The sequence below is a fragment of the Aliivibrio salmonicida LFI1238 genome (genome assembly GCF_000196495.1).
Taxonomy (GTDB): Bacteria; Pseudomonadota; Gammaproteobacteria; order Enterobacterales; family Vibrionaceae; genus Aliivibrio; species Aliivibrio salmonicida.
The window spans coordinates 3,041,344-3,063,905 of sequence record NC_011312.1 but is presented as its reverse complement, the minus strand read 5'-3'; the positions used below and the strand labels follow the sequence as shown (position 1 = coordinate 3,063,905).

The following is a 22,562-nucleotide window of genomic DNA, read 5'->3' as shown; positions in this document are numbered from 1 at the left end:
AAATTATTTTTCTGACGTTATTAAACTGAACATTATCAGATTAATGATCCTGAGCTTCACCGGCACCTTTAGGATAACGAATCGACTCAACCAGATCTTGAACATCTTGTGGTACTTCAGCGGTGACTTTATTCACAGCAATCGAAACAATAAAGTTTAGACACATACCTAGCGTACCGATCCCTTCAGGGCTGATACCAAACCACCAGTTGTCTGGTGTGCTTGCTGCTGGATTAATGAATTTAAAGTAAACGATATAAGCTGTAGTGAACACCACACCAGAAACCATGCCTGCAATGGCGCCTTCCTTATTCATCTTCTTATAGAAAATACCTAAGATAATGGCAGGGAAGAAAGAAGCTGCTGCTAAACCGAAGGAGAAGGCGACCACCTGTGCGACAAAGCCCGGCGGGTTTATCCCTAAGTAACCAGCACCAATGATGGCAACGATGGCAGCAAGGCGGGCTGCGAGTAGCTCTTGCTTATCGGTCATGTCTGGCTTAAAGCCTTTTTTCAATAAATCATGAGAGATAGAGGTTGAGATAACCAGTAGCAGACCTGCCGCCGTAGATAATGCCGCCGCTAAACCACCGGCTGCTAGCAATGCAACAACCCAGTTTGGTAAGTTTGCCAGTTCAGGAGATGCTAGAACAATAATATCTCGGTTGATGTCCATTTCATTACGCTCATCACCAGAATAGAACATCTTGCCATCGCCATTTTTATCTTCCCAAGCAACTAGACCTGTGTCTTCCCAGTTTTTATACCAACTCGGTGCATCCGCAGCGGCAACCCCTTGGTTGTCGGTTCCATTAATGGTTTCAATCATATTTACACGAGCAAACGCGGCAACCGCAGGTGCAGTGGTGTATAAGAATGAAATAAACAGTAAAGCCCAACCTGCAGAGATACGTGCATCTTTAACACGAGGAACCGTGAAGAAACGAATAATTACGTGAGGAAGCCCTGCTGTACCAACCATTAGTGCAGCACAGATAAAGAACACATCAACCATGCTCTTAGAGCCATCAGTGTATGGTGTAAAACCAAGTTCAGTGGTTAATCCATCCAGTTTATCCAGTAAATAAACTTCAGAGCCGGTAACGGTTGAGCCCATACCAAGTTGAGGGAAAACGTTATCTGTCATCATAATTGAGGTGAAAACAGCAGGAACAAGGAAGGCGAAAATGAGGACACAGAATTGAGCTACCTGCGTATAAGTGATGCCTTTCATACCGCCTAATACCGCATAGAAAAATACGATACCCATACCAATGATGATGCCGACGTTGATATCAACTTCTAGGAACCGAGAGAACACCACACCAACACCACGCATTTGTCCTGCCACATACGTGAAAGAGACAAAGATGGCACAGAACACCGCAACCATACGAGCGGTTCGTGAGTAATAACGTTCGCCAATAAAATCTGGCACCGTAAACTTACCAAATTTACGTAAATAAGGCGCAAGACATAAAGCTAATAAAACATAACCGCCAGTCCAACCCATTAAATAAACAGTCCCATCATAACCAACAAATGAAATGATACCTGCCATTGAGATAAATGATGCAGCCGACATCCAGTCAACGGCGGTTGCCATGCCATTAGCAATAGGGTGAACCCCTCCGCCAGCCACATAGAATTCACTGGTTGATCCTGCTCTTGCCCATATCGCAATACCGATATAAAGGGTGAAAGTGATACCTACTAATATAAACGTCCAAGTTTGGATATCCATGCTAATTCCTCTAGTCTTCTTGTACGTTGTATTTTTTATCCAGTGAGTTCATGCGAACCACATAGATAAAGATCAGGGCAACAAAGGTATAAATTGAACCTTGTTGTGCAAACCAGAAGCCCAATTTAAAGCCCCCAATTTGAATCGTATCCAGAGCATCGACAAATAAAATGCCTGCACCAAATGAGACAGCAAACCAGACGAAGAGTAGTCCACCCATTATCCTTAGATTTTCCTTCCAATAGGCTTGTGCTTGTTCTTTTGTTTCGAACGCCATAGCCGGCTCCTTTTTAATGTTAGTAATATGTAACCAAAAAGAGATTAGCAGCGAGAAGAAAAGAAAACAGTGCAACTTTAGTCGAGCAGATAAAGAAAAACGCCCAATATATGAGTAATGCCGATCATTTAAGGTAAATATGATCGGTTGACCGATCCTTTTTAGATGTCAAAATCCAAGTGTATTTTATGCACTTGGATTTTTTTATGGATGTTTCTCAAGCTCTAAACATAATCAATGACTGGAAACCTAGCAACGTAGAGACTCTCGCTGATTTACTTCCAATCCATCTGATTGATGAGGCTTATTCTCTCACTGATACGGTGACGATGAGGAAGCGAAAGCTTACTCTTGAATCAATGGTATGGTTACTTGTTGGTATGGCTATCTATAACAATAAATCCATGAAGGATTTAGTTAATCAGCTTGATATTGTAGACCGTACAGGTAAAGCTTTTGTCGCTCCTAGTGCCCTTACTCAGCGCCGAAAAAATCTAGGTGAAGCAGCAATGAAAGCAGTCTTTGAGCGAATGACAAGTTCCTGGCTTAAGAGTGCTAATCTTCCTAAATGGAATGGACTAACTCTCTTAGGCGTTGATGGTGTTGTATGGAGAGCACCTGATAACCAGAAAAATGAAGAGGCTTTTTCTCGCCAAAAAGGAACTCAATATCCACAGGTAAGAATGGTTTGCCAAATGGAGCTAAGCAGTCATCTTATTACAGCGAGCGCTTTCGATAATTACAATACAAATGAAATGATATTGGCAGAGAAGTTAATAGATAGTACACCTGACCATAGCGTAACTATGTTCGATAAGGGGTTCTATTCATTAGGATTACTACATAAATGGCAGATGACAGGCTCAGAGCGTCACTGGCTTATTCCCCTTAAAAAAAATACTCAATATGAAATAATTCGATCGCTAGGTCGTAATGACAAACTTGTTATTCTTCGGAGTAACCCAAGAGCAAGAAAACTGTTTTCTAATTTACCTGAAACGATGACTGCTCGTCTCGTGACTCGAAAAATTAAAGGAAAAGATTATCAAGTTCTGACGTCAATGATTGACCCATTACGTTACCCATTGAAAGATATAGTCGGTCTTTATGAGCATCGTTGGGAAATAGAATTGGGTTACCGAGAGCAGAAACAATACATGTTAGGAAATCGCTTAACACTACGAAGCCGTCTGCCTGAATTAGTGAAACAAGAACTATGGGGTATCTTGTTGACTTATAATTTAATTCGCTACCAAATGGTAGAGCTTTGCTTTAATTTAAAAGGAAATTATCTCCCTTATCAATTGAGTTTTAATGGGACACTTGCTCATGTATCTGCATTATTAGTTGGTTTACCATACTCAACGCCAGGAGCGATCCCTCGACAATTAAAAGGCTTCCACCAGATGGCTGAAAGCTTAATACTTGATAGGCGAAGGGAAAGAACATTCCCTCGAATGGTAAAACCAAGACCTCAACGATATGCCAGAAACAAGAATGCCATTCACCCTTAAGTGAACGGCATTACCCAATATATGAGCGTTTTATGTGAGGTGGGCTGTGATTTTATTATGTTGTATTTATGTTAATTGATACCAAGGTCTAAGGCATCGGTATTCATTAAAAGTAGAAATTTTTAATCCCCATAAGAAGATTATTGACCGCCACTGCCGCTAAGATTAACCCCATTACACGGCTAATTATTGCAGCACCAACATTGCCAATAATTTTATGGATAAAGGTCGCACCAAGTAATAAACATAAGGTAATGATCAGCACAACAATCATTACCGCGGCAGTAATTGACTGATCTATAAAAGAATAACGAGAATTGTCAGTTAACATTACGATGGCCATCATGGCGCCAGGAGAGGCGATCGATGGAATAGCTAATGGGTACACTGCCAAATTAGCTAAGTCAGAATGACTGATGTCTTCACTCAATTTTTGTTCTTGTTCTGGTTTGCTTTCACCAAAAATCATCGTTAAGGCAAAGATAAGAAGAACCAATCCACCAGCAACTTGGAACGCGGGCAAAGGGATTTGCATTGCTTCTAATAGTAACTGACCTATAACGAGGAAAAATAACAGCACAGAGGTTGCAATCGCAACGGCTTTTAGTGCGACCGCTTTTCTTTGTTTGGCTGATAAATGTTGAGTTTGTGAAAGATAGACAGGTACTGAACCGATAGGATCGATAACAGCCCAAAGAACAACGAATTGAGTAACGAGGATACTTATCATGAACTCTCCCAGAGTTAAGTTAAACAGAGGGATACAAAAGAGACCTATAGATTACCTTAATTTATAGGCTAGAGTGTTATATCGAGGTTAACTTTCAGTCTGTTGTAGAAAAATAACCGCTTGAGTACGATTTTTTACGCCTAATTTTCGAAAAATTGCGGTCATGTGAGCTTTGATCGTTGCTTCTGATACGTCTAAATCATACGCAATTTGCTTGTTGAGTAGGCCATCTGACAGCATACCAAGCACTTTATATTGCTGAGGAGTAAGACTGCTGATTCTTGTCGCGAGATCATCACACGCCTGGTTGTTTTTAATTGAGCCTTCTGGAAAATAAGAATCCCCTGCCAAAATTTGGTTCAACGCTGAAATTAATGATCGCATGTCACTTGATTTTGGAATAAAGCCAAAAGCCCCATGGCTCTTTGCTTGAGAGACAATGCTGCTTTCTTCGCTGGCAGAGACAACCACAATAGGCAGGTCTGGATATTGAGAGCGAAGGTGAATTAAACCAGACATTCCGTTACTGCCCGGCATTTTAAGATCGAGTAATAATAAGTCGGGATCGGGCTCTTTTTCTAATACGGTTAAGAGTGCATCTAGAGAATCGGCTTCGAGTAGATTGGCTCCGCTGATCGCCATATGAATGGATTGAAAAAGCGCATTGCGAAATAAGGGATGATCGTCCGCGATAATGATGGTGTAGTTGTCGTCCATGGCTACAAAATTCCTCATGAGTAATCTAATAAAATTAACATCTAACCCATTTTCGAGCAATTTTTAGACGCTAAAGTCTGCGCTGTCTCTCTAATCTTATTTCTATTTTTAAAAATGAAATGAAATTTGTGGGATCTTAATATTTAAAACGAATTAATTCTCAACACTAGACAATCGAATGAAACGAAACTAAACTTCTTTCAAATCGAAACTTATTGAGTTTGTCATGTCAAAAAGAAACACTAAACAACGTCGACATATGATCCTTTCTTTATTAATTGAGAAAGGGGAAATTACGGTTGAAGAACTTTCGGAGCTCTTTGATATATCAGAAGTAACCATTCGTAAGGATCTAACGGAGTTAGAGAAGAATGGTTTGCTGATGCGTAAGTATGGCGGGGCGGTGTTAATGCCTTCAAATATCATTCAAGAAGATACGTGCGAAGAAGTTTCGAATCGAAAGTTATCTTTGGCTATTTCAGCGGTAGAACTGATTAAAGATCATAATCGAATCATTATTGATAGTGGCAGTACGACGGCGGCGTTGATTAACCAATTATCAACGAAAAATGGTTTGGTTGTTATGACCAATTCATTACCGGTGGCGAATGCATTGCAAGAAATCGAGAATGAACCCACGTTATTAATGACAGGTGGAACATGGGACAGTCATTCTGATTCATTTCAGGGTCAAGTGGCGGAGTCGGTATTAAGATCCTATGATTTTGATCAGTTGTTCATTGGTGCAGATGGCATTGACTTAGAGCGTGGAACCACGACCTTCAATGAACTGGTGGGTTTAAGTCGAGTGATGTCTGAAGTCGCTCGTGAAGTAATTTTAATGGTTGAATCAGAAAAAATTGGTCGAAAAATTCCGAATGTGGAATTGCCATGGGACAGTATTGATGTGCTGATCACCAATAATGATTTAAGCGAAGAACATCAGAAAAAAATTGAGTCACATAACGTACGAGTCATTAGAGCTCAGTGATTTAATTCCTCAATAAAGAATATCAATAGTGAGCTTTTTGTTGCCGCTCATTATCTAGACCAATCGCATTACCAGGATTGGGCCCACTAAATTTAAAAATAGAATAATGGAGTATTGCCATGTGTGGAATCGTAGGTGCTGTTGCACAAAGAGATGTTGCTGAAATATTAGTTGAAGGATTACGCCGTTTAGAATATCGCGGTTATGACTCGGCTGGTGTTGCCGTTGTTGATGCAGACAGTAATTACACTCGACTGCGTCGCTTAGGTAAAGTTAAGGAATTAGCGGATGCAGTCAATGAATCACACGTGGTCGGCGGTACTGGTATTGCTCATACTCGTTGGGCAACGCATGGTGAGCCGTCTGAAGTGAACGCTCACCCACACGTTTCCGGTGATATTACGATTGTTCACAATGGCATTATTGAAAATCACGAATCATTACGTGCGCTATTAAAAGAACGCGGTTATGTATTTGAATCTCAAACGGATACCGAGGTTATTGCACACTTAGTTGAGTGGGAATTACGAACGTCGGATTCTTTGATTGAAGCGGTACAAAAAACAGCGACTCAACTTGATGGTGCGTACGGTACTGTTGCAATGGATCGTCGTGACCCTGAACGTTTAGTTGTCGCTCGCTCTGGTAGCCCAATCGTTATTGGTCGTGGTGTGGGTGAAAACTTTTTAGCGTCAGATCAACTGGCGTTATTAAACGTAACTCGTCGCTTTATGTACCTTGAAGAAGGGGATGTTGCTGAAATTACTCGTCGTGATGTTCGAGTGTTTGATGCGCATGGCGAACAAGTTGAGCGTGAAGTGACAGAATCGAACGCCGAGCATGATGCGGGAGATAAAGGTCAATATCGTCACTTCATGCAAAAAGAAGTGTTCGAGCAGCCAAAAGCATTAATCAATACCATGGAAGGTCGTATTACTCATGACTCTGTTGTAACAGAAAGCATTGGCGTTAATGCTGTTGAGATCCTAAATAAAGTAGAACACGTACAAATCATCGCATGTGGTACTTCTTACAACGCGGGAATGACGGCTCGTTATTGGTTTGAGTCACTGGCGGGTGTTAGTTGTGATGTCGAAATTGCCTCTGAGTTCCGTTACCGTAAATTTGTAACGCGTCCAAATAGCTTATTAATTACCTTATCTCAATCGGGTGAAACGGCTGATACGTTAGCGGCCCTTCGTCTAGCAAAAGAGCGTGGTTACATGGGCGCAATGACGGTGTGTAATGTTGCTGGTTCATCTCTTGTTCGTGAATCTGATTTTGCCTTTATGACGCGTGCAGGAACAGAGATTGGTGTGGCATCGACGAAAGCCTTTACCACTCAACTTGCGGCGTTATTGATGTTAGTGACGGCGTTAGGTAAACAACAAAATCGTATCTCAAAAGAGAAAGAGAAAGAGATTGTTGAAGCCTTGCACGCTTTGCCCGCTCAAATAGAAAAAGCACTGTCATTTGATAAAGAAATCGAAGCGTTAGCCCCTGACTTTGCTGACAAGCAACACACGCTATTTTTAGGGCGTGGAGAGTTTTATCCAATCGCTATGGAAGCGTCGTTGAAATTAAAAGAGATTTCGTACATTCATGCGGAAGCGTATGCTGCCGGTGAATTAAAGCACGGTCCTTTAGCGTTGATTGATGCGGATATGCCAGTGGTAGTGGTTGCCCCAACCAATGATTTATTAGAAAAATTAAAATCAAACGTAGAAGAAGTGCGTGCTCGTGGTGGGTTGCTGTATGTTTTCGCGGACGAGCAAGCGGGCTTTGAAGGCGATGAAAACATGAAGATCATTACGATGCCTCATGTTAGCGATATAACTGCACCAATCTATTATACGGTTCCAATGCAGTTACTTTCGTATCATGTTGCCCTGATTAAAGGGACGGATGTCGATCAGCCACGTAACTTAGCAAAAGCGGTAACGGTTGAGTAAGTTTTACTCATTGATAACGAAATAAAAAACGGTAGCCTCAGATAGGCTGCCGTTTTTATTTGTATATTTTAGTTATTAAGGTTAGATCCCCGCTGGCTTAAAGAACGCTTAGTAATCATTAAGCGAGAAACGGTAAACATACCCGTTACTGTTCGTTGATGGAGTCTAAAAATAGTATCGTATAAACGACGAATTAATCGTCCCTGCAAAACTAACTTGCCTTCTAAGCGTGTACCAGGAGCAAACGTACCCACGGCAAAGTGATGACCAACAGCAACGACCATTCCACCGTCTTGGAAGGTAAAATCAGTTAACTCTTTCCCACGTAAATGACGACCTAAGCTTTTTGCTAGGTGAACCGCCGCACGATTAGCTGCTTGTGCTTTTGGTGGAACAAAAGACCCGTCAGCTTGTGGGATTGCAGCACAATCACCAATGGCAAAGATACGAGGATCGATGCTTGAACTCAGGTTTTGATTCACATGAATTTGATTCATATGGTTATAACTTAATTCGCCAATGCCATTTAGCCAATCAGGGGCTTTAACTCCCGCAGCCCAGAATTGAATGTCTGCACCCAAGAATTTATCAGTATTAGTTCGCATTCCATTAGTGGTTACTTCACTTATACGAGTTTCAAGTAATACATTAACACCGCTTTTCTCTAGTTCTTTTAATACCTTGTCAGACATTTTTTGTGGGCTATTTGGTAGAACCCGATGCGCGGCTTCAATCAAATTAATATTTAAAGATGAGGCGTTATAGCGTTTTAGTTTTTTACTTACTCTGGCCAATTCAGCTGATAGCTCAACGCCTGTAGCGCCTGCACCAACAATGTTAATCGTGCTGTTTTTACCTTCACGCAGTATTTGACTAATTTGATTCCATGCTTGGCGAGCTTGGCTTGCTGAATCTAAAAATAGGCAATGATCTTGAGCGCCAAGCGTATTGAAGTCATTACTAATTGCACCAATAGCAACAATAAGATAATCGTAATTAATGCCTGATTCAGTGCCGTCAGGTCGACGAATTAATACCGTTTTATTTTCTCTATCTATGCCAGTCATTGCGCCTTGGTAGTGTTGATAACCATGATGAGCGCCGTGAGTGAAATAACAAACAGAATCTAAATCACTATCAAACGTGCCTGCGGCGATTTCATGCAAACGAGGTTTCCAGTAATGATGCGTTTCTGGTTCGACAAGAATGATGTCATCTTCTTTACGAATAGATTTAGTTAATAAGGTAGACAGTTCTAAACCAGCAGCACCACCACCGACAACAACGATTCGGGACATAGGAATTACTCACATAATATACGCTTTACTATTAATTTAAAGCGTTGGCAAAAGGCCAAATTTAATTCGCTAACAGAACATCAAAGGGATACGTTCTGTTTCAATGTGAGTATTATATTTGTTTCTATAATAGTGATAATAGCCTTAAATAGAAAATCACCTTTACTGATATGTAATAGTTATTTTTTATTTTTATAGATTATTTACTGGTGGCTTTTTTTTGATCTTTTTCTTTATACATAGCGGTATCTGTATTAATGAACATGTCTTTAAGTGATAGTACTGAATCATAAGGTTCAAGATGACGACCAATACTAATATTGGTGAGGTTTAAGCCTGGTTGATGCATCGTTTTTTCTTGGTAACGTTGGCGGATTTGTTCTGCGAGTAAGGCAAGTTCATTGTCGTTTTCCTTATTCAGCAAGGCTAAAACAATAAATTCATCCCCGCCAGTACGAGCGGTTAAATCGGATTCTCTGATTGTGCTTTTTAAAATATTGGCCAATAGTTGAATGCATTGATCTCCGAATTCGTGGCCATGGTTGTCATTTACTTGTTTTAAATTATCAATATCAAAATATAGGATGCCAATATTATCTTGGTACCTTTTTGAATCTTTTAATTTCTGCTTACCTAGAATGTCTAATCCACGACGATTAAGTAACCCTGTCATTGAATCGGTAAGTGCCATTTGTCGATGTTGCTCAGCTTCTTCTGCCATTTTCAAATCAGCCGTAATGAGCTTTGACAGGTGATGCAGTAGCTTAACTAATGCACTTTTATAATTAGTATGCTTTGTATCTATCGCACAAATAGTGCCATAAATAGAGCCATCAGGGTGAAAGACAGGAACACCACAATAAGATCTTACTGGGCCATCTTCAACTGCTGGGGCATTAATCCAATATTCGTTCTTTAACGCATCAGGTACATATAACTCTTTGCCTGTTTCTACAATGGCACGACAAAAGCTTTTGCTGTCACTAGGCCATTCAGAACCTTGGCGAAGAAAATTTGTTTTATTATTGCTGCTTATAAGGGTATGGAAAGAATGACCTGTAAATTCGATAACGGCACCACAGTCGGCCCCAAAAATATCAACAATTAAATCTGCAAGTTCTTGCCATTTTGATAGGTCAATAATGTTGTCTTGTGAATCAAAATGAGAAGTGAAAAACGCTGTCATACGCACATCCATGTAGGGCTATAATTATTTGAATTTTGTATAGTTATAAAACTATCATTATTAAATGTTAATTTCATTGTCATTAGGTTCAAAATCAAATCATTTACCTTTTAGTTTTGAGGAGTGATTATTGAACCACTATTTAGGGGGTTATTTTCTTATATGAACCTTTTGTGACTCCGTAGTTTTTTTATTGTTTTTTACACTATAATATATACCATATATGGAAATGCGCATATCCATATTTAAGGTTTACTATGTTACCTCATCAATTTTTTAAACTGCTTTCAGATGAAACTCGAATGCGTTGCTTATTGCTTATCGCGCGTGAAGGCCGTTTATGTGTAAATCAGTTAACCGAAGCGTTAGAAGAAAGCCAACCGAAAGTTTCTCGGCATTTAGCTCAACTACGTCAATCTGGAGTATTGGTCGATACCCGTGAAGGGCAGTGGGTTTATTATCAAGTTAGTGCTCAATTACCTGGTTGGTTAAACAAAATTATTGAGGGGTTGAAGCAATCGAATTGCTTACAGACTGAATATCAAAAAGACACCGATAAATTAAAAGCAATAAAATCATGTTGTTAAATTAAGGATTAAAACGATGACAATTAAAGTAGGTATTAACGGTTTTGGTCGTATTGGACGTTTGGCTTTAAGAGCCGCATTTGATTGGCCAGAGCTTGAATTTGTACAAATTAATGATGTGGCGGGTGATGCCCATACTCTAGCGCATTTACTTGAGTTCGATTCAATTCAAGGACGTTGGAATCATGCAGTGACTACCGATGGCAACACTATGATCATTGGTGACCAAAAGCTAATAACCACACAAGAAAAAGAGATTGATGCTGTTGACTGGTCTGGTTGTGATGTCGTTATTGAAGCAACGGGTGTTCATCGCTCTCGCTCATTTCTCGATAAATATTTAGTGCAGGGTGTAAAGCGTGTCGTTGTGTCTGCGCCAGTAAAAGAAGACGGTGTTGCGAATATCGTTGTTGGCGTGAATGACGATATTTTTGATCCTGTAATTCATCAGATTGTAACTGCGGCTTCTTGTACTACTAATTGCCTCGCACCAATTGTTAAAGTTATCAATAATGAGTTTGGTATCGAAAACGCGGCATTTACGACTATTCATGATTTAACTAATACACAAACTATTTTAGATGCGCCCCATAAAGATTTACGTCGTGCTCGTGCATGTGGAATGAGTTTGATCCCAACGACGACGGGATCGGCAAAAGCAATTGTTGAAATCTTCCCTGAATTAGAAAACAAAATTAATGGTCATGCAGTTCGAGTTCCTTTAGCGAATGCGTCTTTGACGGACATTGTTTTTGAAGTGAAAAGAGACACAACGGTTGAAGAAGTAAATCAGTTATTGAAGGAAGCGGCTTATGGTGATCTAAAAGGTATTTTAGGTTACGAAGATCGCCCATTAGTATCGATTGATTATAAAGGTGATCAACGATCAACCATTGTTGATGCGCTATCTACCATGCTTGTGGGTAAGCGAATGGTAAAAATTTATGCGTGGTATGACAATGAAATGGGGTATGCGACGCGTACTGCTGAACTCGTTCGTACTGTTGGCTTAGCTTAACTTTAAGAGGTTTCATAATGACACATCCAACTTGGGAATTACCTGTTTCTGGTACTGACGGAGCGCTTATTTTAACTCCGTGCCCTGGTACGAAAGGCGTTGATTTGATTGACTCGTTAATGCAATTAAAAGCACAAGGTGTAGAAGCAATTGCCACGGCGTTAAACCAAGATGAACTTACCGAAAAAGGCGTAGGCTCTCTTGGTGAAGAAGCACAACGTCTAGGGATGAAATGGTTTTATCTTCCCATTGAAGATGATTGTGCTCCGGGGGATGAATTTGCAAAACAATGGAAATTAGCAACGCCTGATCTGCAACAAGTGGTAGAAAACAATGGCAAAGTAGCAATGCATTGCATGGGGGGATCTGGTCGTACAGGATTACTTGCTGGGCATTTACTGTTGGATTTAGGCTGGGATTTGGATGTAATTAAACAGCAAGTTCAAGCGTTACGTCCGGGGGCTTTCACTAAGCCTGTGCAAATTGAATACATTGATTTTATTGCTCACAAATAATCTGCATTAACAAAGACCTTAATATTGTTTTTTTTAAGGTCTTTTCATTTTATTAGGTTTTCTATTATGTTTTCTCAATTTAGCCATAACGTTCGACAGTATATGTTGGTGACGTTTAATTATTGGAATTTCACTATTACTGATGGCGCATTGCGTATGTTGGTGGTGCTGTATTTTCATGATTTAGGTTATGGCACCTTAGCCATTGCTTCTCTCTTTTTATTTTATGAATTTTTTGGTGTCGTAACGAATTTACTCGGAGGGTGGTTAGGGGCTCGGTTAGGGCTAAATAAAACCATGAATGTGGGTTTGATAATGCAAGTTTTTGCATTATTGATGCTGGCATTACCGAGTGTTTGGTTAACTATCCCATGGGTGATGGCAGCACAAGCATTATCAGGTATTGCTAAAGATCTGAATAAGATGAGTGCAAAAAGTGCGATTAAAACATTGGTGCCTAGCGATCAAGAAGGGGCGCTCTATAAGTGGATAGCGATTCTTACGGGTTCTAAAAATGCGCTTAAAGGGGCCGGGTTCTTTTTAGGTGGATTACTATTAACGACGGTTGGATTTCAGCTTGCCGTTATTGGGATGGCAGCGGTTCTTTTTGCTGTTTTTCTTGGTAGCGTAATGTTGCTTGATGGTGACATGGGAAAAGCAAAGTCCAAACCTAAATTTACGCAGTTATTTTCAAAATCAGAACAGATTAATCGGTTATCAGCGGCACGTTTATTTTTGTTTGGTGCAAGAGATGTTTGGTTTGTCGTTGCTTTACCGATTTATTTAGGCAGTGTGTTTGGTTGGGATCACTCTTTAGTGGGTGGTTTTTTAGCATTGTGGGTTATTGCTTATGGGTTTGTTCAAGGATTTGCTCCTAAGATAACAGGTAAAAAAGAAGGCCGAACCCCTGATGGCAGAGCGGCATTACATTGGGTTGCGCTGTTAACGATAGTCACGGGGATTATTGCGTATCTAGTGCAAGTTGAGTGGCAAGCTGAATATACGATCGTGATTGGTTTATTGATGTTTGGGGCTGTATTTGCGGTTAATTCGTCATTACATTCGTACTTGATTGTGAGTTACGCCAAAGGCGATGGTGTTTCTGTGGATGTCGGTTTTTATTATATGGCGAATGCGATGGGACGTTTGATCGGAACGATTTTATCTGGACTAGTCTTTCAAGTGGCAGGTTTTGCAGCGTGTTTGTGGGTATCTTTCGGTTTCTTGCTTCTATCTACGCTGATATCAATTAAATTACCTAAAAATACAGAATGACGTTAATAGAGATTAAATCATTAAAATGGACTTTCTTTCTGTAATTCTGCACAAATATCGACAATTGCTAATGACAGACCAGAACGGATCATTTGTTTTTGTCGATCTATTTGCATTTGATAGAACATCAGGTCGGTGTCGTCATTCATTGGGGTGATTTCTAGTTGGAGCATTCCCATTCTTTTAACTAAATGAAGTGAGTTTATCGGTGTGATTACTTGTGGATCGGTAAATTGAAATTCATTCATTTCAGCGTTTAATTTATTACGAAGTTGAATTAAGCCTTCAATATCATGATAGGTATTATTGGGTAATACACCTAAGCCAAAAAGAAGCTTTAACCTTACGTTTAAATCGCCGAGTGGACCTGAATCTTGGAGTAATGGGCCGATCACGGATTGAACTGCGAAGTCATCTTTACGAAAAATACGTTGGATTAACCCGTCGATAGACTCATTAAGAATATCGACAGCAATGATGAAAAAACCACGCACAGAAGGTGCATCGTCTAGTCGTTCAATGATGTTAGATTCGTTTATTACTTCTGTCATAAAATAGCCATAAAAGAGAGAGGCATTACGCCTCTCTAACTGTTTCTTATTAGTTTAATGTCGTAAAGATTGCTTCAATCTTTTTCGCTTCTGAACTGTTTTCATTTAATCCGGTGTAATGCGCTAATGTCGCTTTTAAGCCAGATTCCTGTAAGTGAGTTTGTAGCTCGACTGCTTGTGGATCTGTGTCATTTACGTATTTAAATGCGGCAGCGATGCCTTTTAATAGTGTTTTATTTTCAATTCCGTATTCGATTGTACCTAATAACGGTTTGATTAGGCGATCATTTTCACCTAATTTACGAATTGGCTGACGGGCAACGCGATCAATCTCATCTCGTAAATACGGATTCGCAAATCGGCCTAAGATTTTTTCGATATAGGCAGCATGTAATTCTTTATCAAAACCGTAGCGACGAATGAGCACTTCACCACTTTCTTCCATTGCGGCTTTTACTTCGGTTCTAATTTCAGGGTCTTGAATCGCGTCACGTACGGTCTCATGGCCTTTTAATGCACCAAGATAAGCCGTAATGCAATGACCCGTATTTAAAGTGAAGAGTTTGCGCTCAACAAACGCCATTAGGTTGTCTGTTTTTTCCATTCCAGCAATATTAGGTACGCCACCTTTGAATTGTTTTTCATCAACAATCCATTCACTGAAACTTTCAACGGTAACTTCAAGTAAATCGTCATTGGCCGCTTCTGATGGTGGAACAATACGGTCAACCGCAGAATCAACAAAACCAACTAATTCGTCACAACGTGCATGAAAAGAGTCGTCAAGATGAGAGTACACTTCATTTTTAAGGTGAGTAGTACCTCGAACCATATTTTCACAAGCAATGATATTAAGTGGTGATTCATTGTTGGCTTCAAAACGTTTGGTTAACCCTTTTGCAATGGTTTTTGCAATAATATTTAATACGTTAGGGCCAACGGCGGTTGTCACTAAATCGGTGTGTACAATACGCTCAATAACATCGTCACTGGTTGAGTTTACGGCAGTTACATGAGTAACTGTGTCGATTTGGCATTTAGACCCAACGACTTTTACTTTGTATGATTGGTCATGACAAAGTTGATCAACTAACGGTGCATCAACGTCTGCGAATGTAACAGCGACGTTTGAATCAGAAAGAACTTTACCAATAAAACCACGACCGATATTACCTGCGCCAAAATGTACTGCTTTCATAATAATTACCTTCAATTTTATATTAGGAGGAAGCCAGCCCTATAGGGGTAAAGCTGACTTCTTATTGGTACTAAATACTTATGCTGCTTGTTCGCCTGAAAGAATCTCTAAAACCTCATTAACGCTGTTAGTCGATGTTAGTTTTTCGATGGCACCAGGTTCGTCAAGTGCATTCGTAATTGCAGTAATTACTTGAATGTGTTCATCATTTTTTGCAGCAATACCAATAACCAATTTAGCGATATCATCACCGTCTTCAGTGAATTGAACACCTGATGGGTACTGACAGATAACAATGCCTGTTTTGATTATTCGGTCTTTGGCTTCTATTGTTCCGTGTGGTACGGCAATAGATTCGCCAAGGTAAGTGGAGACAAGTTTTTCACGATCAAACATCGCCGATACATATTCTGGTTCAGCATAACCCAGTGAAACGAGCTGCTCTCCTGCGTATTGAATGGCTTCTTCTTTCGTTTTACATGTTAATCCAAGATGGATGTTTTTTGACTCGATTTGGAAAGGGTGTGCATTTTGTGGTTCAAAGAAATCGTCATTTGCTGCCACTGGAGAAACGTGTGGCATCTCATCATCATTTGCCGCTTTTGGATAAGTAGAGGCCATGATACGAGCGACTAAATCGTTATAGATATGGCTATCTAAGAAATTCGTTAATGAAATATGCTCTGCGTTTTCTGCGTGCTTACGTGCACGGTCCGTTAAATCTTTATGAGTAATCACAATATCGACATCCGTAGGCAAGTTATTGATAGCACAGTTTGTTACGCTGATTTTTAAGCCTGCTGCTTGTACTTTTTTACGAAGCAGACCAGCGCCCATTGCACTTGACCCCATGCCTGCGTCACACGCTACGATGATTTTTTGGATGTTATTGAATTTTGTTGAGTTACTTTTTTCAGCAGTGATACCAGAAGGTTGACCTTTTGAATCAGATTTCATATTACGCATTTTTGATGTCGCATCATCGAGTGATGTTCCGTCATTTTCATCTGATGTCGCTTGAGTTTTCATTAGGATTGCGGCAACAGTAAATGAAACGGCAGTCGCAGATAAAATTGAACAGATAACGCCAAGCGCAGAGGCTTTAGGTGTCAATAGTAAGATGGCAAAGATAGAGCCTGGAGACGCTGGAGCAACCATACCTGCATTAAACAGAGTTAGAACGAATACTCCTGTCATGCCACCAGCAATCGCTGCAAGAATTAAGCGCGGGTTCATAAGAATGTATGGGAAGTAAATTTCGTGAATACCACCAAAGAAGTGAATGATAGATGCACCACCAGCGGTTTGTTTTGCTGTGCCTTTACCAAAGAACATATAAGCAAGAAGAATACCTAAGCCAGGTCCTGGATTTGCTTCAATTAAGAAGAAGATAGATTGGCCAGTTTCGTTTGCCTGTTGGATACCTAGAGGAGAAAAGATACCGTGGTTAATGGCGTTATTCAGGAATAGAATTTTTGCTGGTTCAACAAAAATAGAAGTTAAAGGCAGAAGACCTGCATCGACTAAGAAGTTAACCCCCCCAGCAAGACCTGCAGATAAGACCTTAACAAAAGGACCAATGAAGAAAAAAGCAACAATTGCACACAACATACCAATGATGCCGGCAGAAAAGTTGTTAACTAGCATTTCAAAGCCGTTTTTGATTTTACCATCGACTTTTTGGTCGAACAGTTTAATCGCTAGGCCGCCCATAGGACCCACCATCATTGCGCCCATGAACATTGGGATATCAGTACCAGCAATCACACCCATAGTGGTAATTGCACCAACAATGGCACCACGTTCGCCGCCCACTAATTTCCCACCGGTATAACCGATAAGCAGTGGAAGTAAATAAGTAATCATTGGGCCAACTAGTTTTGCTAACTCTTCGTTAGGGATCCAACCAGTCGGAATAAATAAAGCTGTGATAAAGCCCCATGCGATAAACGCACCAATGTTAGGCATTACCATATTTGATAAAAAACGACCAAAATTTTGTATCTTGATCTTTGCATCTGGTGATATCATGCGTGATTCCCCGTTTGAGGTTTTTATTAAACTGTCTAAAAATGACTCGCCAAAGTCATTGGTTAATTTCTAAGTACAGACATAATTTACCATAGATTTTTTAATTGAACCGATAACGGGAAATTCGTGAATCAAGTCACGTTTTCACTCCATCTGCAATAAATAAAGTAGATCTTCGTTGCATTAACGTATTGAAAATTTACTACAAATAATAAATTTCAATTTTGTCAATTACTATTTGGCGATCAAGTTCTCGTTTGCAGCACTTCTCTTAAGTAAGAAATAGTGATCCTTGTCACGAATGTTGAATTTGAATTTAAATAATTAAACATAAAGGTGATTTGCCTCACATTTTCATCTTTTATTCACGCTCCGAATTAAATCGTTTCATTTCTTTGCTTGTAAACTGAAATTTTATTACGAATAAAACTGCCCCTTAAGTATTATCTTTCATTTGGTTTATTTCCATTTTACGACTCTGTTTTTTTGTTTGTGGGTGCTTTCAATCAGAAGGTATTTTTTGTATGCGTGGAATTTGAAGCGTATTTTGGAGGTAAAAGATCATGAGAATAGAAAAAGAATATGATGTGAGTGGTTAAATGTGGATTAATGGAATGGTGTTGAAATGATAATCCCAAAAATAGACATAAAAAAAGGAGAACATAAGTTCTCCTTTTTGCGATGTATAAAGCAGAAGATTAAACGTGTTTAATATTTTCAGCTTCTAGTTCTTTAAAGTATTTAACTGTTTTCACTTTCAGTTCTTGTTGTGATGCTTCATCACAAACGATCACTGATTTAGGGTGAATTTGAAGTGCTGATACTGTCCACATGTGGTTTACAGAACCTTCAACAGCAGCTTGTAGAGCAAGTGCTTTGTTGTGGCCAGTAATTAGGATCATGATTTCAGCAGAATCAAGCAGAGTACCAACACCGATAGTTAATGCGTACTTAGGTACTTGAGCAATATCGCCGTCGAAGAAGCGAGAGTTAGCAATACGAGTATCTTCAGTTAGTGTTTTGATACGAGTACGAGATGCTAGAGATGAAGCTGGTTCGTTAAATGCGATATGACCGTCGTTACCAACACCACCCATGAACAAGTTAATGCGACCGTAAGACTTAATTTTGTCTTCGTAACGCTGGCATTCTTCTTCGTGGTTGTCAGTGTTACCGTTTAGAAGGTTAATGTTTTCTTCTTGGATATCAACATGGTTGAAAAAGTTTTCAAACATGAAAGTACGGTAAGATTCTGGGTGGTTTGTATCAAGACCGATGTACTCATCCATGTTGAATGTTACTACGTTCTTAAAGCTTACTTTGTCTGCTTTGTACAGTTCAATTAGCTTTTTGTAAGTATTAAGAGGAGTTCCACCAGTAGGAAGACCAAGAACAAATGGACGATCTGCTGTTGGGTTAAACTCATTGATGCGGTTAACAATGTGTTGTGCTGACCATGCACCTACTTGTTCTGCTTGGTTTAATGGAATAAGTCTCATCATATACCTCAAAAAATTAATGTAATTGTTCGCTTAATTGCGTTAATTCGCATTGTAAAATAAGTACCTTCGTAATGCTAATGATTTTGGTCAATAAAGGAGCAAAATTATTCAACCAAGCTCACATTTTGTTGCAAATGCTGAATAAACGGCTCTGCTTTCATGAATCCCGTAAGACGAGAGTCTGATAAATAATCGCCATTTGCATTCCAAAAATCTATGGTAGGCAAACCTAACACCTTAAGTTGTTTTAATAATTCAATATCAACTGGGCTGTTTTTGGTGACATCGGCTTGCAACAAAATAAAGTTGGATAGTAACGGTTCAACGTTTTCATCATGAAAGGTGTATTTTTCAAATTCTTTACAAGCGACACACCAATCTGCATAGAAATCGAGCATCACAGGCTTGCCTTGAATTTTTGCTACCTTAAGCTCTTTGTTTAATTCATCAATAGTAGAGATGCGCTTAAAGGCTACCGCTTGAGTAGTGGCAACTTGGCTCGATGTTTTCCCTGATATGGCATCGATGACAGGAATAGCTGAGCCGACGATACCTAAAATAGCGATGATACCAGCAACACTTGTTTTCCATGATTGGGGCATCGTTGCTTTGACATGATATAACCAACCAAATGCTACGATCCCAAGAGCAGACCAAATAAATGGCGTGATGTTATGAGGAAGAATTCGCTCTAATAAGAAGACTGGAACCGCGAGAAGAATAAAACCAAATAGGGTTTTCACATACGTCATCCATACGCCTGCTTTTGGTAGTAGCTTATTACCAAATACTGCGGCTAAAATTAATGGGATACCCATACCAATCGCTAAGGCATACAACGCAACAGCGCCTGTTAGTAAGTCCCCACTTTTTGCTACATAAAGTAACGCACCAGACAGTGGTGCAGTCGTACATGGTGAGCACACTAAACCAGAGATCGCACCCATCGCAAATACGCCACCTAAGTTACCGCCTTTTTGTTGGTTACTGATGTCGTTTAATTTGGTTTGTAAGCTGCTTGGTAATTGAATGGTGTAAACACCAAACATGGACAGTGCCAACAGCACAAACATCACACTCAAACCAATAAGAACGTAGGGATGTTGTAATGCTGCTTGGAATTGTAGACCGGCAGAAGCAACGACTAACCCAAGTAAGGTGTAAGTAAGAGCCATGCCTTGAACATAGACAAAAGACAGTTTGAAGGCTTTACCGTGAGAAAGTTTACCGCCACCTAAAACAATGCCCGTTAAAATAGGGTACATAGGTAACACACAAGGAGTAAACGCAAGACCAATACCTAACGCTAAGAATAAAAACGGAGTCCACCAAGCATCACCCAGATCGCTTGCAAGCGCTTGCTGTTGAGTTTGATTTTTTGGTTGTTGAATACCAGCGGTATTTAGACTATTTACCGATGGTGATGTCGCTTTTTCTACGCTCACTGGTGCGGTTTCGCTTTTGGCTACCACATGAGTATTTGCCGTTTCGTTTTGGTATGAGCTTGAGCTTGAGGCTGTGAGCATGGATAATGGGATTTTACGGATTTCTGGTGGATAACAGAATCCTGCTTTTGCACACCCTTGATAACGAACGGTTAGCTCTGCATCTTTATCGACTGAGATGAGTGGCACAGTGATGGTCAATGGCTTGGTGTAGATATTAACATCACCAAAAAATTCATCGTTATGAGGCGTGCCTTGTTCCATGACTAAGTCGGCAATGTTAGCATCATGCGCTGAGACTGAAATACGCTGCTGATATAAGTAATAATCAGGTTTTACTTGCCAATCTAAATAGACGCGATCCCCTTGTTGCATGAAGTTGAATGGGAAGGCTTCATTTACGGTCACAAAAGAAGAGTCTTGTTGATTTTGTAGTTTAGTTAAATCAAAAGCCGCAACCGCTTGGGGTGCAAAGGACGCAAATAAAATGAAGAATGATAAAAGGGCGGCTCTAAATCGGAGTAAATTCGTCATGTGGGGGTCTTTATAAAAATAGATACGGATATGACTATCGAAATGGTCAAGAGTTCAGCAAGTATAATATCAATTCGCACTAACATCTATGATCCGTTTTTTGAGATTTTTTCCTCTTTAAATCGATTATTGAGATATAAAAAATGGCAGCTAAATTAGCTGCCATTGAAAGAGATGTTTGAGTCTTCTTAATTAAAGAATAATGCCACCAAATAAGAAACCTAGAGCAACAGAAGTAGAAATCGTTGCAACACCCGGGATGAAGAATGGGTGGTTGAATACAAGGTTACCAATACGTGTTGAGCCGGTGTCATCCATTTCAACCGCCGCCAGAAGCGTTGGATAAGTAGGAAGAACGAACAACGCACTTACCGCAGCAAAAGAAGCAACGGCAGTGATAGGTGCAACACCGATTGCCAATGCAGCAGGCATTAATGCTGTCGTTGTTGCGCCTTGAGAGTAAAGCAACATTGAAGCAAAGAATAAAACAATCGCTAGCATCCACGGGTATTGTGCAAGGATCTCAGCAGAGAACTCTTTGATTTCACCAATGTGAGAAGAAACGAAGGTATCACCAAGCCATGCTACACCAAGCACACACACATGCACTCATGCCTGATTTGAAGGTTGCTGCGTTAGCAATTTTAGAGGCATCAATCTTAGTGAAAGTAACAATAGCAGCCGCTGCTGTTAGCATTAGCGCCATAATTGCTTCATTTCGGCCAATGGTTGGGTGTTCAATAAGACCCACACTGCCACTGATCATCGTTGCATAAGCAACAACGGCTACGATGGCAACACAGAAGATATAAACAGATGTTTTTGCCGTAGGTAAGATTTCACGTTTACCTGTGCCGTTCATTTTGATTAGACCTTTTGCAAGGCGATCTTGATAAACAGGATCATCTTTTAACTCACAACCTAGGAAGTTAGCAACGAATGCACCAACCATACATGCTAGGAATGTAGAAGGAATACATACCGCTAATAGCGTTAAGTAATCCACACCTAATGGCTCAAGGATGCCAGAGAAGAAAACAACTGCCGCTGAGATTGGAGACGCAGTGATTGCAATTTGAGAAGCAACAACAGCGATAGAAAGTGGGCGAGATGGGCGAACACCTTGTTCTTTAGCTACTTCAGCAATTACTGGAAGCGTAGAGAATGCCGTGTGTCCTGTTCCTGCTAGCATTGTCATGAAGTAAGTCACGATTGGTGCGTAGAAAGTAATACGTTTTGGATTTTTGCGTAAGAATTTTTCTGCTAGGTCAACCAACCAATCCATACCGCCAGCCACTTGCATTGCAGCAATAGCCGTGATTACAGACATGATGATTAAAATAACATCAATAGGGATAGAACCTGCATCTAAACCTAAGATCATGGTAAGAACAAGAACGCCCGCACCACCCGCAAATCCAATACCAATACCGCCGATGCGTGCACCTAAATAGATGAACAGCAGTACGACAAGAAGTTGTACAGCAATCATAATGT

The 22,562-nt window shown here is 40.1% G+C and carries 18 protein-coding genes and 1 pseudogene; 7 read left to right on the top strand and 12 right to left on the bottom strand.

The window, feature by feature from the left end:
• Positions 1-40 precede the first annotated feature (40 nt).
• A complete protein-coding gene (locus VSAL_RS14850) occupies positions 41-1,744 on the bottom strand; it encodes a sodium:solute symporter family protein (protein ID WP_012551259.1) in 1,704 nt (567 codons plus the stop codon).
• Positions 1,745-1,754: 10 nt separating this feature from the next.
• The gene (locus VSAL_RS14845) at positions 1,755-2,021 is read right to left on the bottom strand and encodes a DUF4212 domain-containing protein (RefSeq protein WP_023604486.1); all 267 of its coding nucleotides are present in this window, start codon (positions 2,019-2,021) and stop codon (positions 1,755-1,757) included.
• Positions 2,022-2,227: 206 nt separating this feature from the next.
• Here VSAL_RS14845 and VSAL_RS14840 point away from each other — a divergent pair, with 206 nt between their 5' ends.
• Positions 2,228-3,535, top strand: coding sequence for an IS4 family transposase (locus tag VSAL_RS14840; RefSeq protein ID WP_012549425.1), 1,308 nt, complete (start codon positions 2,228-2,230; stop codon positions 3,533-3,535).
• 106 nt (positions 3,536-3,641) lie between these two features.
• Here the strand turns inward: VSAL_RS14840 and VSAL_RS14835 are convergent, their stop codons facing one another.
• A complete protein-coding gene (locus tag VSAL_RS14835; RefSeq protein WP_012551257.1) occupies positions 3,642-4,265 on the bottom strand; it encodes a MarC family protein in 624 nt (207 codons plus the stop codon).
• Positions 4,266-4,352: 87 nt separating this feature from the next.
• Positions 4,353-4,982, bottom strand: a complete 630-nt coding sequence (locus VSAL_RS14830; RefSeq protein WP_012551256.1) for a response regulator — start codon at positions 4,980-4,982, stop codon at positions 4,353-4,355.
• Positions 4,983-5,208: 226 nt separating this feature from the next.
• On the opposite strand from VSAL_RS14830, the gene VSAL_RS14825 reads away from it, so the two are divergent.
• The gene (locus tag VSAL_RS14825; protein ID WP_012551255.1) at positions 5,209-5,973 is read left to right on the top strand and encodes a DeoR/GlpR family DNA-binding transcription regulator; all 765 of its coding nucleotides are present in this window, start codon (positions 5,209-5,211) and stop codon (positions 5,971-5,973) included.
• A gap of 119 nt (positions 5,974-6,092) precedes the next feature.
• A complete protein-coding gene (gene glmS, locus VSAL_RS14820) occupies positions 6,093-7,925 on the top strand; it encodes a glutamine--fructose-6-phosphate transaminase (isomerizing) (protein WP_012551254.1) in 1,833 nt (610 codons plus the stop codon).
• 68 nt (positions 7,926-7,993) lie between these two features.
• On the opposite strand, the gene VSAL_RS14815 is transcribed toward glmS, so the two are convergent.
• Positions 7,994-9,223: an NAD(P)/FAD-dependent oxidoreductase gene (locus tag VSAL_RS14815; RefSeq protein WP_012551253.1), complete on the bottom strand. Its 1,230-nt coding sequence runs from the start codon at positions 9,221-9,223 to the stop codon at positions 7,994-7,996.
• 199 nt (positions 9,224-9,422) lie between these two features.
• On the bottom strand, positions 9,423-10,409 hold the full coding sequence (locus tag VSAL_RS14810; RefSeq protein WP_044583338.1) for a sensor domain-containing diguanylate cyclase: 987 nt from the start codon (positions 10,407-10,409) through the stop codon (positions 9,423-9,425).
• Between the two features lie 257 nt (positions 10,410-10,666).
• Between VSAL_RS14810 and VSAL_RS14805 the strand changes: the two genes are divergently transcribed.
• The 4 genes from VSAL_RS14805 to arsJ all read left to right on the top strand — a co-directional run bounded on the left by VSAL_RS14805 (position 10,667) and on the right by arsJ (position 13,804).
• A complete protein-coding gene (locus VSAL_RS14805; RefSeq protein ID WP_012551251.1) occupies positions 10,667-10,996 on the top strand; it encodes a metalloregulator ArsR/SmtB family transcription factor in 330 nt (109 codons plus the stop codon).
• Between the two features lie 16 nt (positions 10,997-11,012).
• The gene (locus VSAL_RS14800) at positions 11,013-12,014 is read left to right on the top strand and encodes an ArsJ-associated glyceraldehyde-3-phosphate dehydrogenase (protein ID WP_012551250.1); all 1,002 of its coding nucleotides are present in this window, start codon (positions 11,013-11,015) and stop codon (positions 12,012-12,014) included.
• Positions 12,015-12,031: 17 nt separating this feature from the next.
• Positions 12,032-12,529: a phosphatase domain-containing putative toxin gene (locus VSAL_RS14795; protein ID WP_012551249.1), complete on the top strand. Its 498-nt coding sequence runs from the start codon at positions 12,032-12,034 to the stop codon at positions 12,527-12,529.
• Between the two features lie 66 nt (positions 12,530-12,595).
• Positions 12,596-13,804, top strand: a complete 1,209-nt coding sequence (gene arsJ / locus VSAL_RS14790) for an organoarsenical effux MFS transporter ArsJ (RefSeq protein WP_044583337.1) — start codon at positions 12,596-12,598, stop codon at positions 13,802-13,804.
• Positions 13,805-13,824: 20 nt separating this feature from the next.
• Here the strand turns inward: arsJ and VSAL_RS14785 are convergent, their stop codons facing one another.
• The 6 genes and pseudogenes from VSAL_RS14785 to VSAL_RS14760 form a co-directional block, all read right to left on the bottom strand.
• Positions 13,825-14,355, bottom strand: coding sequence for an MltR family transcriptional regulator (locus tag VSAL_RS14785; protein ID WP_012551247.1), 531 nt, complete (start codon positions 14,353-14,355; stop codon positions 13,825-13,827).
• A 49-nt stretch (positions 14,356-14,404) separates the two neighbouring features.
• Positions 14,405-15,553, bottom strand: coding sequence for a mannitol-1-phosphate 5-dehydrogenase (locus VSAL_RS14780; RefSeq protein ID WP_012551246.1), 1,149 nt, complete (start codon positions 15,551-15,553; stop codon positions 14,405-14,407).
• A 78-nt stretch (positions 15,554-15,631) separates the two neighbouring features.
• Positions 15,632-17,584, bottom strand: a complete 1,953-nt coding sequence (locus VSAL_RS14775; RefSeq protein ID WP_012551245.1) for a PTS mannitol transporter subunit IICBA — start codon at positions 17,582-17,584, stop codon at positions 15,632-15,634.
• A 698-nt stretch (positions 17,585-18,282) separates the two neighbouring features.
• Positions 18,283-19,083, bottom strand: coding sequence for a glucosamine-6-phosphate deaminase (gene nagB / locus VSAL_RS14770; protein ID WP_012551244.1), 801 nt, complete (start codon positions 19,081-19,083; stop codon positions 18,283-18,285).
• Positions 19,084-19,190: 107 nt separating this feature from the next.
• Positions 19,191-21,065: a protein-disulfide reductase DsbD gene (locus tag VSAL_RS14765; RefSeq protein ID WP_012551243.1), complete on the bottom strand. Its 1,875-nt coding sequence runs from the start codon at positions 21,063-21,065 to the stop codon at positions 19,191-19,193.
• A gap of 192 nt (positions 21,066-21,257) precedes the next feature.
• A pseudogene (locus VSAL_RS14760) lies at positions 21,258-22,557 on the bottom strand (anaerobic C4-dicarboxylate transporter).
• Positions 22,558-22,562: the final 5 nt, after the last annotated feature.